The 14,648-nt window shown below is 66.0% G+C and carries 13 protein-coding genes; 7 read left to right on the top strand and 6 right to left on the bottom strand.

The features are described from left to right. Positions 1–7 precede the first annotated feature (7 nt). The 3 genes from KF759_RS02295 to KF759_RS02285 are packed head-to-tail and all read right to left on the bottom strand — an operon-like array spanning position 8 to position 2,843. Positions 8–616 (bottom strand): hypothetical protein, encoded by a 609-nt coding sequence (locus tag KF759_RS02295; protein ID WP_291222786.1) that lies wholly within the window; start codon positions 614–616, stop codon positions 8–10. A gap of 2 nt (positions 617–618) precedes the next feature. Continuing rightward, positions 619–2,076, bottom strand: a complete 1,458-nt coding sequence (gene guaB / locus KF759_RS02290; RefSeq protein WP_291222785.1) for an IMP dehydrogenase — start codon at positions 2,074–2,076, stop codon at positions 619–621. Positions 2,077–2,123: 47 nt separating this feature from the next. Beyond that, on the bottom strand, positions 2,124–2,843 hold the full coding sequence (locus KF759_RS02285; protein ID WP_291222784.1) for a pseudouridine synthase: 720 nt from the start codon (positions 2,841–2,843) through the stop codon (positions 2,124–2,126). A 71-nt stretch (positions 2,844–2,914) separates the two neighbouring features. On the opposite strand from KF759_RS02285, the gene KF759_RS02280 reads away from it, so the two are divergent. From KF759_RS02280 to KF759_RS02250, 7 genes are all read left to right on the top strand, one after another. Next, positions 2,915–3,580, top strand: a complete 666-nt coding sequence (locus tag KF759_RS02280; RefSeq protein WP_291222783.1) for a response regulator transcription factor — start codon at positions 2,915–2,917, stop codon at positions 3,578–3,580. Then, positions 3,567–4,979, top strand: coding sequence for an ATP-binding protein (locus KF759_RS02275; RefSeq protein WP_291222782.1), 1,413 nt, complete (start codon positions 3,567–3,569; stop codon positions 4,977–4,979). Before KF759_RS02280 ends, KF759_RS02275 begins: the two co-directional genes overlap by 14 nt. A gap of 177 nt (positions 4,980–5,156) precedes the next feature. Next, a complete protein-coding gene (locus tag KF759_RS02270; protein ID WP_291222781.1) occupies positions 5,157–5,537 on the top strand; it encodes a VOC family protein in 381 nt (126 codons plus the stop codon). 88 nt (positions 5,538–5,625) lie between these two features. After that, complete coding sequence (locus KF759_RS02265) at positions 5,626–6,258, top strand: hypothetical protein (RefSeq protein WP_291222780.1); 633 nt, start codon at positions 5,626–5,628, stop codon at positions 6,256–6,258. A gap of 143 nt (positions 6,259–6,401) precedes the next feature. Then, positions 6,402–7,463, top strand: a complete 1,062-nt coding sequence (locus tag KF759_RS02260) for an efflux RND transporter periplasmic adaptor subunit (protein ID WP_291222779.1) — start codon at positions 6,402–6,404, stop codon at positions 7,461–7,463. Between the two features lie 6 nt (positions 7,464–7,469). Beyond that, positions 7,470–10,544: a CusA/CzcA family heavy metal efflux RND transporter gene (locus KF759_RS02255; RefSeq protein WP_291222778.1), complete on the top strand. Its 3,075-nt coding sequence runs from the start codon at positions 7,470–7,472 to the stop codon at positions 10,542–10,544. Continuing rightward, positions 10,541–11,815 (top strand): TolC family protein, encoded by a 1,275-nt coding sequence (locus KF759_RS02250; RefSeq protein WP_291222777.1) that lies wholly within the window; start codon positions 10,541–10,543, stop codon positions 11,813–11,815. The genes KF759_RS02255 and KF759_RS02250 overlap by 4 nt, the downstream gene beginning before the upstream one ends. Positions 11,816–11,831: 16 nt before the next feature. On the opposite strand, the gene KF759_RS02245 is transcribed toward KF759_RS02250, so the two are convergent. The 3 genes from KF759_RS02245 to dctP are packed head-to-tail and all read right to left on the bottom strand — an operon-like array spanning position 11,832 to position 14,610. Beyond that, complete coding sequence (locus tag KF759_RS02245) at positions 11,832–13,112, bottom strand: TRAP transporter large permease subunit (protein ID WP_291222775.1); 1,281 nt, start codon at positions 13,110–13,112, stop codon at positions 11,832–11,834. Then, on the bottom strand, positions 13,109–13,615 hold the full coding sequence (locus KF759_RS02240) for a TRAP transporter small permease subunit (protein ID WP_291222774.1): 507 nt from the start codon (positions 13,613–13,615) through the stop codon (positions 13,109–13,111). Before KF759_RS02240 ends, KF759_RS02245 begins: the two co-directional genes overlap by 4 nt. Next, positions 13,612–14,610 (bottom strand): TRAP transporter substrate-binding protein DctP, encoded by a 999-nt coding sequence (dctP, locus tag KF759_RS02235; protein ID WP_291222773.1) that lies wholly within the window; start codon positions 14,608–14,610, stop codon positions 13,612–13,614. The genes KF759_RS02240 and dctP overlap by 4 nt, the downstream gene beginning before the upstream one ends. Between the last annotated feature and the right edge of the window lie 38 nt (positions 14,611–14,648).

Below are 14,648 nucleotides of genomic sequence, written 5' to 3'. Positions count from 1 at the left end.
ACGCTCGCTAAAACTCCAGCGTTTCGGTCAGGTGCGTGCGCATATCCACGTACTCGCTGCTGTGCTTGCCGTCGTCACCAAGTGCATCCTGCAGCACCAGCAGCCAGGACCGCTCCCCCTTGCCCAGGGCAAAAGCTTCCATGCTCATCCGGGTCGTGGCGATCGTGTAGCGCATGCCAAGTCCGCGCAGGGTTCCGACTTTGGCGGTCTTCATCGCCTGGTCAACGCGCTCCATCGTGCCGTTGCCTTTGAATATTCTCTCGAAACCCTTGGCAAAGTCGTCCAGACTTTGCTGCTCGCCCGGGTTTTCGATCAGCATGATCGTTGCATCGTTGCCGTCCAGGGTCCATGTGCGCGGCGGGCTGGCGTCGAACTCCCAAGGGAAATGCCGCGGGTATTCGAACTTCAGACTGCCCTGCACGAACTGCCTCCACGGCAGTTCCTCGACACGCATCGTCACCTTGCGCCCGCCGACCTCGAACTCGGCCTTGGCGCCCATCGTGGTGATCACTTGCTTGCCATCAAGCGTAATGCGCAGTTGCGTCGGCGGCTCCTGTTCGGCAGCCGCGCAGGCAACGGACAGCAGCATCGTCAGCGACAACAGCAGTGCGCGCATCGTCAGTCCAACCGGTAGTTGGGTGCTTCCTTGGTGATCGCCACGTCGTGAACGTGCGACTCGCGAATGCCGGCGGTGGTGATCTTCACCAGTTGCGGCTTGCTGCGCATCTCGTCGATCGAGGCGCAACCCACATAGCCCATCGATGCGCGCAGGCCGCCGGCAAGCTGGTGCACGATGTTGCGCAACGGACCGCGATACGGCACACGACCTTCGATGCCTTCGGGCACGAGTTTGTCGGCATCGGTGCTGTCCTGGAAATAGCGGTCCTTCGAGCCCTTCTCCATCGCGCCGAGCGAACCCATGCCGCGATAACTCTTGTAGCTGCGGCCCTGGTACAGCTCGACTTCACCGGGCGATTCCTCGGTGCCCGCGAACATGCCGCCGATCATCACGCAATCGGCGCCCGCGGCGATCGCCTTGGCGACGTCGCCCGAATAGCGGATGCCGCCATCGGCAATCAGACCGACTTCGCTGCCCTTGAGCGCCTCGGCGACCATGTCGATCGCGGTGATCTGCGGCACGCCGACACCGGCGACGATGCGCGTGGTGCAGATCGAGCCAGGGCCGACCCCGACCTTGACCGCGTCGACGCCGGCATCGACCAGTGCGCGCGCGGCATCGCCGGTGACGATGTTGCCGGCGATCAGCGAAATCTCCGGGAAGCTCTTGCGCACCCAGCGCACACGCTCGATCACGCCTTGCGAATGGCCGTGCGCGGTATCGACGACGATCGCATCGACGCCCGCCTCGACCAGAGCCGCGACGCGCTGCTCGGTGTCGCCCGCCACGCCGACCGCCGCACCCACGCGCAGGCGCTCGTGGTCGTCCTTGCAGGAATCGGGATTGTCGCGTGCCTTCTGGATGTCCTTGACGGTGATCAGGCCGCGCAGGCGGAACGCCTCGTCGACCACCAGCACCTTCTCGATGCGGAACTTGTGCAGCAGCGCGAGGACTTCGTCATCGCCTGCGCCCTCGCGCACGGTGACCAGACGATCCTTGCGCGTCATCACGTTGCGCACCGGATCTTCGGGGCGGGTCTCGAAACGCAGATCGCGGTTGGTGACAATGCCCACGAGTTGCTCGCCCTCGACCACCGGCACACCGGAAATGTTGTGCGCGCGCGTGAGCTTGCTGACTTCGCCGATCGAGGTGTAGGGATCGACCGTGATCGGATCGCGGATCACGCCGGCCTCGAACTTCTTGACCAAGCGCACTTCGGCCGCCTGACGTTCGAGCGTCATGTTCTTGTGGATGATGCCCATGCCGCCGCATTGGGCCATCGTGATCGCCAGGCGCGCTTCGGTGACCGTGTCCATCGCCGCCGAAATGATCGGCAGATTGAGCCGAATCCTGCGCGTGAGCCGGGTGGCGAGGGAGACGTCGCGCGGCAGCACGTGCGAGTGCGCCGGAACCAGCAGGACGTCGTCGAAGGTGAGAGCGTGAGTGAGGATGCGCATGCCCTATTTTACAGACCCGCGCGGCTGCCGCAAATACGCCTGTCCAATCACGGCTCGAGCACATCCATCGGCCAGCCGAATGCAGCCATGAGCTTGTGCCACTGCGCATCGACGCGCGACTCGACCAACAACGGCTTGCCACTGGCGGGATGAACAATGCTCAGGCGCCAGGCGTGCAGGAACAGCCGATGCACGCCGAAATGCTGGCGGATCAGCCGATTGTGATCGCCCCGCCCATGACTGGTGTCGCCGAGCAAGTGGTGCGAGACATGGTGAAAATGACGCCGGATCTGCCGGTAACGCCCGGTTTCGGGCGATACCTCGAGCAAGGCATAGCGCTGCTGCGGGTAGCGGCCCATCTCGATCGGGACTTCCACGCTTGCCATCCGGCGCCACCGGGTGAGCGCGGGTTTGGGTTCACCCTGCAGGCTCGCACCCGACAGCGGATAGTCGATCTCGCCGGTCTCGGCCGGCCAGCCGCGCACGATAGCCAGATAGACTTTTTTCACTGTGCGAGCCATGAGCTGGCGACCGAGGTCGCCCGCAACCTCGGCGGAGCGCCCGATCAGGAGCACGCCACTGGTCGCGCGGTCGAGCCGATGCGCAAGATGCAGGGGACCATCGACCTGCGTACGCAGGCGATCGATCAGATAGTCCTCATCGGCGCCGACCAGACGGCTGCGGTGCACGGCCAATCCAGCGGGTTTGTCGACCACGAGCAGGTGCTCGTCCTCGTGCAGCAGCGTGAGCGGCTCGGCTATCGTCATCCGCACAGTGTAGCCTGCCCACCCGTGCACGCTTGCTGCCAGAATGCAGGCACCCTGCCCGCTGCCCACCCATGCGCGTATTGATTGTCGAGGACTCGCAACCGCTCGCCGCCGCGCTGACCCGTGGCCTGGCGAGTCAGGGTTATGCCTGCGATCACGCGGCCGACGGCGAGCGCGCGCTCGCCTTCCTCGACACGGTCGACTACGAACTCGTCGTACTCGACCTCATGCTGCCCGGGATCGGCGGTCTCGCCGTGCTGCGCCATTTGCGCCAGCGCAGTGATGCGACGCGCGTGCTGGTGCTGTCGGCACGCGATCAAGTCAGCGATCGCGTGACCGCACTCGATGCCGGCGCCGACGACTACCTCACCAAGCCCTTCGTGTTCGAGGAACTGCTGGCGCGCTTGCGCGCGCTCAAGCGTCGCCCGCTCGAGCGTGCCGAACCGGTGCTGCGCCATGAGGGCATCGAACTCGATCCACGCACGCGCAGTGTGCATAGTGGCAAGCAACGACTCGAGCTCACGCCCAAGGAATTCGCCCTGCTCGAACTCATGCTGCGCGAACGCGGACGGGTGCTGTCACGCACGCAGATCTTCGAACGCATCTATCACGGCGCCAGTGAAACCTCCGACAAGGCCGTCGAAGTGATCGTGAGCACGCTGCGCGCCAAACTCGCGCGCTGCGCTGCGAGTGATCTGATCCAAACCCGCCGCGGGTTCGGCTATGTCATCGACTGAACGCCCTGCGCCATCCCTGCAGCGCCGGCTCGCGCTTGAACTCGTTCTCGCGCTCGGCCTGATCCTCGGCGCCCTGTTCCTGATCCTTGACCATCTCGTCGATCGTGAGCTCTACGCACGACTCGATGCCGGCCTGCTCGAGCGCTCGCACACGATTGCAGCGTTTCTGCAGGCCCATCCCGAACCCGCTGAACTCGCCGAACTCGGGCGCCTCATGCCCGAGTACGAAGTACCGGGACACACTGATTTTTTCGAGGTCTGGGCTGCCGACGGCCGCAGCCAGGTGCGCTCGCCCTCGAGCGGCGGCATGCCGTTGTCACGACCGCCGCGCCTGCCCGGACCCGACAGCCCCGTGAACTTCGACCTGCCTCTCCCGGACCAGCATGCTGGCCGCGCGGTTGCCGTCCGGCTGACGACGCCTCCGGGCAGCGTCGCGCATCCCGCCCTGCTGGTGGTCGCATCCGAACGCGCACCGCACGACAAGCTCGAAGGGCGTATCCACAAGTTGCTGCTCGCCGGCATCGCCTTGAGTTTCATTGCCGCGGTTCTGATCGCCCTGCTCGCCGTGCGGCGCGGACTCGCACCGCTGCAACGCTTCGGCGCAGCGCTCGCCGGCTCCGAGTCTGGCGCACTCTCCGCGCCGCTGTCCGCGCTCGATTTGCCGCAAGAACTGCAGCCATTTTCGCAAGCGCTCGACGAAGCCTTCACGCGCCTGGTTGCGCTGGTTGATGCCGAACGCCGCTTCTCGGCCGACGTCGCCCATGAATTGCGCACCCCGCTGGCCGAAATCCGCGCATCGATCGAGAGCGCTCAAGGCGCGCCCGCCGATACCGACGCGACCCGCGACGCCTTCAACGCCTCGATCCTTGCAGTGGAACGCATGCAGCGCGCGATCGATGCACTGCTCATGCTCGCGCGGCAGGAATCGGGACTCGCGCCGCCCGCGGTCGATCCGCTCGACCTGCCGCCGCTGCTCGATGATCTGCTCAACGCCCTGGAGGCCGTGGCACGCGAACGCGGTATTCACCTGCAACGGCGATGGCCAGCACACCAGTGGATACGTTGCGACGTTGGTGCACTGGAACGCATCGTCTCGAATCTGGTTCGCAACGCGATCGAGTACGCGCCCGCCGGCAGCGATGTCACCGTCACGCTGAAGGACTCGGACACAGGCCTGCATCTGCAGGTGAGCAATCCCGCTCCCGATCTGAACGATGCCGACATCGCTCAACTGGGCCAACGCTTCTGGCGCAAGTCCGCCGCGGGTGGCACCGCCACCCACGCCGGACTTGGTCTTGCGCTGTCCAGGGCATTGGCGCGCAATCTTGCGCTTGACCTCGAATTCCATCTCGAAGACGGGCAGCTCGTTGCGCGACTGGGCCGGCTGCCGGCGCTGTGAGCCGCCCGGAGGCATTGCCAGGCCACGCCGCAAAAAGGAAGCCACTCGATGTCGAGCATCCGCCCTGAGGCATCCGTTGATGCGGCCGCGATCGACTTGCCGGGTGTTTCGTCATGGCGGCGCGCACCGCAGCTGGGCAATACTGCCCACGACACAGTCATGCGCAGGAGGTGAGCCATGAAACGGGTGACCGGCATCGGTGGGATTTTCTTCAAGTCGAAGGATCCGGCGCGTCTGTGCGCGTGGTATCGCGAACATCTCGGGATCGACGTCACCGACTGGGGTGGTGCCATCTTTCAGTGGGGCGGCGAAGGCAGCAAGGCGGGCATGACGATCTGGAGCACATTTTCGCAGGACACCGACAAGATGCTGCCGGGCTCAGCACCCTTCATGATCAACTACCGCGTCGCCGACCTCGACGCCCTCCTCGCCGCCCTGCGCAGCGAGGGTTGTCAGGTTCTGGAACAAACGGAGTCGTCAGAATTCGGCAAGTTCGGCTGGGTGATCGATCCGGACGGCAACAAGCTCGAACTGTGGGAACCTCCAGCCGGTCAATGACCGCGCCGGCATTCCCGGGGCTGCGCTGATCCAGTCGGAACGCGAGACTGCCCCCACGTCGACACCATTCTCCACCCGGGAGATCCTCATGCGCCGATTGCTGACCGTCCTGCTGTTGCTCGCAAGCCCCCCTGCACTGGCACAGATTCAGCGCGAACCTGTTGTCGGCCTTCCCTGCGAAGGTTGCGAAGCCGTGTTCGACGGCATGCCGGGCAAGATCGATTCCCATGCCCGAATTGCTCCGACAACCGAACCCGGCGTTCCCATGAAAGTCTCAGGTACCGTTTTCGGCACGGATGGGCGGCCTCGGGCGGGCATCGTCATTTACGCCTACCAGACCAATCGCGATGGGATCTATCCACAATCCGCCGTGGTACGGGATCCCGAGACGCGCAGGCAGGGCAGCTTGCGCTCCTGGGCCAGGACCGATGCGGGGGGCCGGTACGCCTTCGACACCATCCGGCCCGGCAGCTATCCGGCGCAGGATGTTCCCGAGCACATTCACATGCATGTGCTTGAACCCGGTTGCGCGACGTACTACGTCGACGACATCATGTTCACGGACGATCCCAAGCTCACGCCGGTCCAGATCAGGCGAATCGCGCGCAACCGCGGCGGCAACGGCATATCCACGCCCGTCCTGCGCGCCGGCACATGGCAGGTACAACGCGACATCCACCTGGGCGAGAACATCCCGGGCTATCGGGATTGCCGAAGCTGAAGTCCCGGCAGCGTCCCGGTCTCGACTGGCTGGTGACTACCGTAGGGTGGGTTCGGCACGGCGCACGATCAGGCCCCACATCCAAAGCGTGACCAAAGATCGACCCGGCAGCATCGCGGCATTGCCACCACCGCATGCCCGCCATGATTCCCCACGCTGCCCGCATCTTCGCGCTGGGCTTGATCTGCCTGCTTGCCACCCGGACGCACGCCCAATCGGAACCGGTGATCGAACTCGACGCGCGCCAGATCGCCGCGCTCAAGATCACGACCATTGCAGCCGTTGCAGCCGAGACCTTGCCGCTGTCGCGCCTGCCAGCCGAGATCATTGCGCCGCTCGATGCCACGCGCACGGTGAGCACGCCGTTTGCCGGCGTGGTCGCCAGCATCAGCGCCGACGAAGGCGCGCAGGTGCGTGCCGGTACGCCGCTCGCACGCGTGCACAGCCGCGATTTCCTCGCTGCACGCGCCGAACTGCAGCGCAGTCGCAGCGACGCTGAGCTCGCGCAGAGCCAGGCGCGCCGCGATGCGAGCCTTCTCGACGAGGGCATCATCGCGCGCTCGCGTGCCGACGCGAGCAAGGCCCGCGCGGCCGATGCGCAGGCGCGCCTGCAGCAGGCACGGGAGTCGCTCGCCGCAGCGGTGACACCCAAGGACGGCGCGCCGGGTGAATACGAACTGCGCGCGCCGATCGATGGTCGCATCCTGCAGCGCGCGATCGTGCCCGGACAAAGTGTGGCCGCGTTCGAAGCGGCATTCACGATCGCCGCCGGAAACGAGGTCGACCTGCTGGTGCAGGCGCCGCTTGACCATGCCGCCGACTACGCACCGGGCCTTGGCGTGATCCTCGACGATGGCGCGCGAGCTGAAGTGGTCGCGGTCGCACACGCAACCACCAGCGGCGGCCAGAGCATCCGCCTGCGTGCGCGTCTGGCCGATGCGGGGCGCTGGCACATCGGTCAGCGCAGCCAGGTGCGACTGGAATTGCGCGCGCCCGCCGATGCCGTGCAGGTACCGACTTCCGCTCTCATCGCCAGCGGCAGCACGCTCGAACTCTTCATCGCCCACGGCCAGCGCTACCACGCGGTCAGCGTCGAACGCATTGGCGGAGATGAGCGCCATGCCATCGTCCGCGGCGCACTCGAGGATGGCGACCTGGTCGTGAACAGCGGCGCCAGCGCACTCAAATCCCTGCGTGGCGAGTAAGGCAGCATGCTCGACCGTCTGATTCGCTTCTCGCTCGGCCAGCGCCTGCTGGTACTGGCCGCCACCGTCGGTCTGGTGATCGCTGGCGTGCTGGCCTGGCGCGCACTGCCGGTCGATGCCTATCCGGACATCGCGCCCACCCAGGTCAAACTGATCCTCAAGGCGCCGGGCATGACGCCCGAGGAAGTCGAGTCGCGCGTGGTGCAACCGCTGGAAATGGAACTGCTGGGTCTGCCCAAGGCCAGCATCCTGCGCTCGGTCGCCAAGTACGCGATCGCCGATATCACCATCGACTTCGCTGAAGGCACCGACATCTACTGGGCGCGCCAGCAGGTGGGCGAGCGCTTCGCTGATGCGCAGGCCGATTTGCCGGCCGGCGTGGAAGGCGGCATCGCGCCGATCGCGACACCGCTCTCGGACCTGTTGATGTTCACGATCGAGGGCGGCGGCCTGAGTCTGGGTGAACGGCGCAGCCTGCTCGACTGGACCTTGCGCCCGGCGCTGCGCACGATCGCGGGCGTCGCCGACGTCAACGCCCTCGGTGGCGAGGTGCAGAGCCTCACCGTGATTCCCGATCGTGGCAGGCTGGCCGCCGCAGGCCTCAATTTCCACGACGTGGTCGAGGCGATCGAGCGCAACAACCGCAATGACGGCGCGGGTCGTCTGCTCGCGGGCGAGCTGGCCCTGATCGTGCGCGTCGAAGGCGCGTTGCACGGCGCAAGCGACCTGGGCGAAATCGTGATTGCCACGCGCGACGGGCAGGTATTGCGCGTGCGCGATGTCGCGCACGTGCGCACCGAAGCACTGACGCGCTACGGCGCGGTCACGCGCGACGGCACGGGCGAAGCCGTGCAGGGCATCGTCGTCGGCCTGCGTGGCGCCGACGCCGGACATCTGGTGACGGCGGTGCGCGCGCGCCTCGCCGAACTCGCACCGAGCCTGCCGCCGGGCGTGCGCATCGAGACCTTCTACGATCGCAGTGCCCTGATCGATCGCGCGGTGGGCACGGTGCGCAATGCCCTGCTCGAAGCGACCTTGCTCGTGGTGCTGCTGCTGTTCGTGTTTCTCGGCGAGGTCCGCGCCGCGCTGGTGGTGTCGTTGATCCTCCCCTTGGCCGCGCTGTTCACCTTCCTGGCCATGCATCTGTTCGGGATGAGCGCCAATCTCATGAGCCTGGGCGGGCTCGCGATCGCGGTCGGCATGCTGGTCGATGCCGCGGTGGTGGTGGTCGAGAACAGCGTCAGCCGTCTCGACCCGGCCGCGCCCGATTCGCACCTGCCACGCCTGCAACGTATCGGTGCGGCCGCACGCGAAGTCGCGCTTCCCGTCGCCGCGGGCATCCTCATCATCTGCCTCGTGTTCCTGCCGCTGCTCACCCTGCAGGGGCTGGAAGGGCGCATGTTCGCACCGGTCGCACTCACCATCGTGTTCGCGCTCGGCGGCTCCCTGCTGCTGTCGCTGACCGTGGTGCCCGTGCTCGCCTCGCTCTTGCTCAAGGATCATGGCCATGCGCAGCCCTGGCTGATGCGCCTGCTCGATCGCCACTACGCGCGCTTGCTCGATCGCGTGCTGCGTCGGCCGCGCATCGTGGTGATCGCGGCTTCGATCCTGCTCGCACTCGGCGCACTCGCCTGGTTCGCCACCGGCAAGACCTTCCTGCCGACGATGGACGAGGGCGACATCTCGATGCAAGTGGTCAAGCTGCCGTCGATCAACCTGCCCCACTCGCGCGATCTCGATCTGCAACTGCAGCGCGAAATCCTCAAGCAGGTGCCCGAAGTCGAACATGCGGTCGCACGCGTTGGCGCGGACGAACTCGGCCTCGATCCGATGGGTCTCAACGAAACCGACCTGTTTCTGCAGCTCAAGCCCAAGTCGCAATGGCGCGTGCGCGACAAGCAGTGGCTGATCGGTGAATTGCGCAAGGTCGCCGAGGGCTTTCCGGGGCTTGAAGTCGGCTTCACCCAGCCGATCGAGATGCGCATTTCGGAAATGCTCACCGGCAGCCGCGGCGATGTCGCGATCAAGATCTTCGGTCCGGACCTGAGCGAGCTTGCGCAGCTGGGCACGCGCGTTGCCGAGGTGGTGGGCAAGCTGCGCGGCGCGCAGGACGTGATAGCGCAGACTGCCGAAGGTGCGCAATTCCTGCGCGTCGCCATCGATGCGCAGGCAGCCAGTCGCGCAGGCCTCGATGTCAGCGCGATTCAGGATGAACTGCGCGCCCAGCTCGAAGGCTTGCGCGCGGGCGAGGTGATCGTGCCAGGTCGGCGCATTCCGATCCTCGTGCGTGGCGACTCGCTTCAACGCGGCGATGCCGACAGCTTTGCGCGTCTGAGTCTGGCCGGCCATGACGGCGGACAGATCCCGCTCAACGCGGTCGCCACGCTTGAACCCACCGCCGGTCCGGTGCGCGTGGATCACGAGAACGGCTCGCGCTTCGTGCTCGTGCAAAGCGCCGTCGATGGCCGCGATCTGGTCGGTTTCGTCGAGGAGGCGCGCGCGGCGGTGGCGCGCGCGGTGCAACTGCCAGCCGGTTATCGCATCGAATGGGGCGGCCAGTTCGAGAACCAGCAGCGCGCGTCCGCACGCCTTGCCCTGGTCGTGCCGATCGCGCTGGGTTTGATTTTTCTCGTGATGTTTTCGACCTTCGGCTCGCTGCGCCAGTCACTGCTGATCCTCGGCAACGTGCCATTCGCATTGGTCGGCGGCATCCTCGCGCTCTGGCTCAGTGGTGAGTACTTGTCGGTACCGGCTTCGGTGGGCTTCATCGCCCTGCTCGGCATCGCCGTGCTCAATGGACTGGTCTTGATCGACTGCTTCAACCAGTTGCATGCGCAGGGCCTGGATGCCGACCACGTCGTACGCGAAGGCGCGCGTCGGCGCCTGCGTCCGGTGCTGATGACCGCAAGCATCACCGCGCTGGGCCTTGTCCCCTTGCTGTTTGCCAGCGGTCCCGGCTCGGAAATCCAGCGTCCGCTCGCGATCGTCGTGATCGGTGGTTTGGTCAGCTCCACGATCCTGACCTTGTTCCTGCTGCCCCTGCTCCACCTTCGCTACGGACACGCGGAGACCCACGCATGAATCGCCTCGTCCGCCGCATCACCTGCATGAGCCTGCTGCTTGCCGGCAGCGCTGCCGCGCAGGACTTCCTGCCGCCGGCCGACCGTGCCCATGCGGCGATCGCCGCCCACGCACAGGTGGAGGCAGCGCAGGCGCGCGTGGACGAAGCGCGCGAGAACGCCCACGCACTCGCCGCGAGCCCGCACGACATCAGCCTGTCGATTGCGCCGCTGCGACGCACCGTGCGCGATGCACCGACCGCCGATGGTCGCGCCCGCTACGGCGAATGGAATGCCCAGCTCACGCGCGCGATTCGCTTGCCCGGCAAGGCTGCATTGGATCGTGAGGCTGGCGCGCATGGACTGGCCGCCGCTGAACTGCTGCAGGGCGACGCCGAACACCAGACCGCCCTCACCCTGCTCGATGACTGGATCGACTGGCTGCGCGCGGATGCCGCCGCGCGCGTAGCGCAGGCACGCCGCCAATCACTGCAACGCGAGCAGGCCGCGCTTGCGCGTCGGGTGGAACTGGGCGACGCGGCGCAACGCGAACTCGAACAGATCGCTGCCGAATCGGCCGTCGCCGAAGCCCAGGCACGGCAGGCGCAAGCCGAACTGGATGCAAGCCGGCTGAGACTCACTGCCGACTTCGCGCAGATTCCGCTGCCCGAACGCACCCCGCTCCTGCCGGAGCCGCAAGCCCTCGATGTGGCGCCGCAGGTGTGGATTGATCGCATCATCGAGCGCAGCCACGAGATTCGCGCCGCGGAAGAATTGGCGGCGCAACAGCAAGTGCTCGCACAGCGCGCCAATGCCGATCGCCTGCCCGATCCAAGCATCGGCATCCAGACCTTCTCCGAGCGCGGCGGCATGGAACGCGGCATCGGCCTGGTGTTCGAGATTCCGTTCGGTGGCGCGCGCCGCTCGGCACAGGCGCGTGCCGCGAGCGCCTCGGCCGACGCGCTGACTGCACAGGCGAGAGGCATGCGCCGCGAGGTCGCTCGCGATGCACGCTTGCGTGTCGCGCAGGTGCAATCCACGCTGGCCGTGTGGCAGGCTGCGCAGCAGGCACGCGAGGCCAATGCGCGCAGTTTTGCGCGCCAGAAGCGTGCTTACGAACTCGGCGAAATCGACCTCGCGCAGCGGCTGCAGGCCGAACGCCTCGACGCCGGCGCCACACTCGATGAACTGCGCAAGCGCGCGGACGCGCACGAAGCCTATCTGCGCATGCTCATCGACAGCCATGAACTTTGGCACGAGCGCGACGACACCGAAGGCCACGCGCAGCACTGATCGCGGACCGGCGTCCTCAGCGAATCAAGGCAAGGGACAAGGCCGGCCAATAGGTGATGATCAGCACCGCGATCAACAGGATCAGGAAGAACGGTACGCCGGCCCGCACCAGAGTGAGCACCGGTTTGCCGAAACGCATGCTGGCGATGAACAGATTCATGCCCACCGGCGGCAGGAAGATGCCAAGCTGCAGATTGGCGAGAAAGAGAATCCCCAGATGCACCGGATCGATGCCGTAGCGCAGCGCCACCGGCAGCACCAGCGGCACCAGCAGGATGATCGCCGGGAAGCCTTCAAGCAGCATTCCGAACACCAGCAGGAACAGGTTGAGAATAAGCAGGAAGGCGCCGCGGCTGCTGATGTGTGACTGGATTGCCGTGAACAGCTTCTCGGGCACTTCGGCATCGATCAACCAATTGGTGAGTGCGAGCGAGAAGCCGAGAATCAACAGCAAGGCGCCGACCAGCAGCATCGCCTCGCGTGCAACGTGTGGCAGCTTGCGCCACGGGATCTCGCGGCGGATCAGCACGGTGACGATGAACACGTACAGCGCGGTTGCGGCAGCGGCTTCGGAAGCGGCGAGCTTGCCCGAGTAGATACCGCCGAGTATCACGAACGGCAGCGGCAGGTCCCACAAGGCATCGCGCAAGGCCGCGCGCAACTCCGGCGCGGTGGTCTTCTCGCGCGCCACGCCGACCCGCCGTGCATGCCAGATGCTGTAGACCGACAGCATCACCACCATCAGCGCGCACGGCAACAGCCCGGCGAGGAACAAATCATCGATCGTCACCGGTGGCGTGGTGTGGAATTGCTGCGCCACCACGCCGTACAGGATCAACGGCATCGACGGCACGAGGATCAGGCCGAGACTGCCAGCCGAGGTGAGCAGACCCAGAGAGAAGCGCTCGCCGTATTTCTGCTGCAGCAAGGCCGGATAGAGCACCGCGCCGAGTGCGACGATGGTGACGCCGGTGGCGCCGGTGAAGGCGGTAAACATCGCGCAGGCCAGCACCGCGACCACGGCAAGGCCACCGGGCAACCAGCCGAGCAGTGCATTGGTCAGACGCACGAGGCGCTGCGGCGCGCGGCTTTCGGCGAGCAGGTACCCGGCCAGCGTGAACAGCGGAATCGCGATCAGCGCGGGCATGTCGGCGAGCCGATAGAACTCGACCGCAACCGCGATGCCATCTTGTCCTGCAAGGTGGAAACCCAGCAGCGCGACGGCACCGATGATCGCGTACAGCGGCGCACCGAGCGCCGCCAGCAGCAGCAAGGCGATGATGGCCAGAACGATCACGGCAGCTCCGGCGCCAATACCGGCATCTGTTCATTGCGTGGCGGCAGGAAGGCATGCACGCACAGGCGCAGCGCCAGCAGGCCAAAGCCGAGCGGAATGATTGCTTCGACCAGCCAGGTCGGTATCCCCGCGATCTTCGCATGGCCGCCGTAGTCGAGCATGACCAGGCCATAGCCGTACCAGGCCATCGCCGCCGACAGCGCGGCGGCGAACAGCAAGGTGATCGCCTTGATCACGCGCCGCGGCTTGCCGTGGACGAAATGAGCGAGGATGTCGATGCCGATGTGCTTGTCATCGCGTGCCGCGGCAAGCGCGCCGAGCATCGCCGCCCACAGCACCATCGCGCGCAACAGCGGATCGGCCCATTCCAGACCCGTGTCGAAAAAATTGCGCAACACGATCTGGGCACCGGCCAGCACCACCATCGCCAACACCAGCAGCGCAATCAGTCCGGTCTCGATGCGGTCGATCCAGCGCAGCAAGGCAGCCGGCAATACGCTCACTTGGCGGCGCTGCCATGCAGGGTCGCGAGCACTTCACCGAGCGCCTGGCCCATCTCGGGCGAAAGTTCACTCTTGAGCGCCTTCTGGTAGACCTCGGCGCCCAGTCCTTCCCAGTTCTTGCGGTCGGCCTCGCTGGGCGGATCGATCGAAATACCCTGTGCCTTGAGTGCCTCGCGCGCGGAGTCGTTGTCCTTGCGATTGATGTCCTCGAGGCGCGCAAAGCTCGCCGCGAAGGCAGACTCGACCGCCTTGCGATCGGCCTCCGAGAGCGCGTCGAAGGGCTTCTTGTCGACCACCACGATGCCGACCACATAACTGAGCGGCAGATCGACGATGTGCTTGATCCTGGTGTGCCACTGGAAGGCCAGTGCGCCCGAGAGCGTGTTGGCGGCGGTATCGATGAGTCCGGTCTGCAAACTGGTGTAGACATCGGCAAGCGGCAGCGGAATCGGCGAAACCCCGGCCGCGGAGAACGACATTTCGGCGACCTTGTCGCCTTGCGGCACCCACACCTTGGCCGACTTGAGATCGTCGCGTGACTTGATCGGCCGCGTGCTCATCAGGTAGGCAAAGCCGCCGCCGCTGATGCCGAGCAGTTCATAGCCGGCCTTGGCGAAGGACTGCTTGAGCAACGGGTCGAGCCTGGTGCGCGCCTTGGCGATCTCGTTGAAATTGCGGAATGCGAACGGCAAGCTGTAGACCTGCGCATCCTTGGTGAGGATCGAGGCCTCGCCACCGGTGAAGGCGCCACCCTGGAGCTGGCCGATCTTCATCTTGCGCAGCACCGTGGCATCGTCGCCCATCACGCCACCGGGATAGAACTTGATCTCGACGCGCCCCTCGGTTGCGCTCTTGACCGCATCACCCGCCGCACGCATCTCGCGCATCCACGCGGTGCCATCGGGCGCGATCGTGGCGATCTTGAGCGTGGCGGCATCGGTGAGCGTGGCGCAGCAAGCGAGCGCGCAGGCAAGCAGGGTCTGGTACAGCTTCATCGTCTTGACTCCGGTCGGGCCGTGCGGCCCATCACTGT

This window comes from Dokdonella sp., from assembly GCF_019634815.1.
Classification (GTDB): Bacteria; Pseudomonadota; Gammaproteobacteria; order Xanthomonadales; family Rhodanobacteraceae; genus Dokdonella_A.
This window is presented reverse-complemented; position numbering and strand designations above follow the sequence as displayed.

Bases quoted from the DNA above. Each gene is read 5' to 3' on its own strand.
- KF759_RS02295 (WP_291222786.1), bottom strand. From the start codon at position 616: ATGCGCGCACTGCTGTTGTCGCTGACGATGCTGCTGTCCGTTGCCTGC.
- guaB (WP_291222785.1), bottom strand. From the start codon at position 2,076: ATGCGCATCCTCACTCACGCTCTCACCTTCGACGACGTCCTGCTGGTT.
- KF759_RS02285 (WP_291222784.1), bottom strand. From the start codon at position 2,843: ATGACGATAGCCGAGCCGCTCACGCTGCTGCACGAGGACGAGCACCTG.
- KF759_RS02280 (WP_291222783.1), top strand. From the start codon at position 2,915: ATGCGCGTATTGATTGTCGAGGACTCGCAACCGCTCGCCGCCGCGCTG.
- KF759_RS02275 (WP_291222782.1), top strand. From the start codon at position 3,567: ATGTCATCGACTGAACGCCCTGCGCCATCCCTGCAGCGCCGGCTCGCG.
- KF759_RS02270 (WP_291222781.1), top strand. From the start codon at position 5,157: ATGAAACGGGTGACCGGCATCGGTGGGATTTTCTTCAAGTCGAAGGAT.
- KF759_RS02265 (WP_291222780.1), top strand. From the start codon at position 5,626: ATGCGCCGATTGCTGACCGTCCTGCTGTTGCTCGCAAGCCCCCCTGCA.
- KF759_RS02260 (WP_291222779.1), top strand. From the start codon at position 6,402: ATGATTCCCCACGCTGCCCGCATCTTCGCGCTGGGCTTGATCTGCCTG.
- KF759_RS02255 (WP_291222778.1), top strand. From the start codon at position 7,470: ATGCTCGACCGTCTGATTCGCTTCTCGCTCGGCCAGCGCCTGCTGGTA.
- KF759_RS02250 (WP_291222777.1), top strand. From the start codon at position 10,541: ATGAATCGCCTCGTCCGCCGCATCACCTGCATGAGCCTGCTGCTTGCC.
- dctP (WP_291222773.1), bottom strand. From the start codon at position 14,610: ATGAAGCTGTACCAGACCCTGCTTGCCTGCGCGCTCGCTTGCTGCGCC.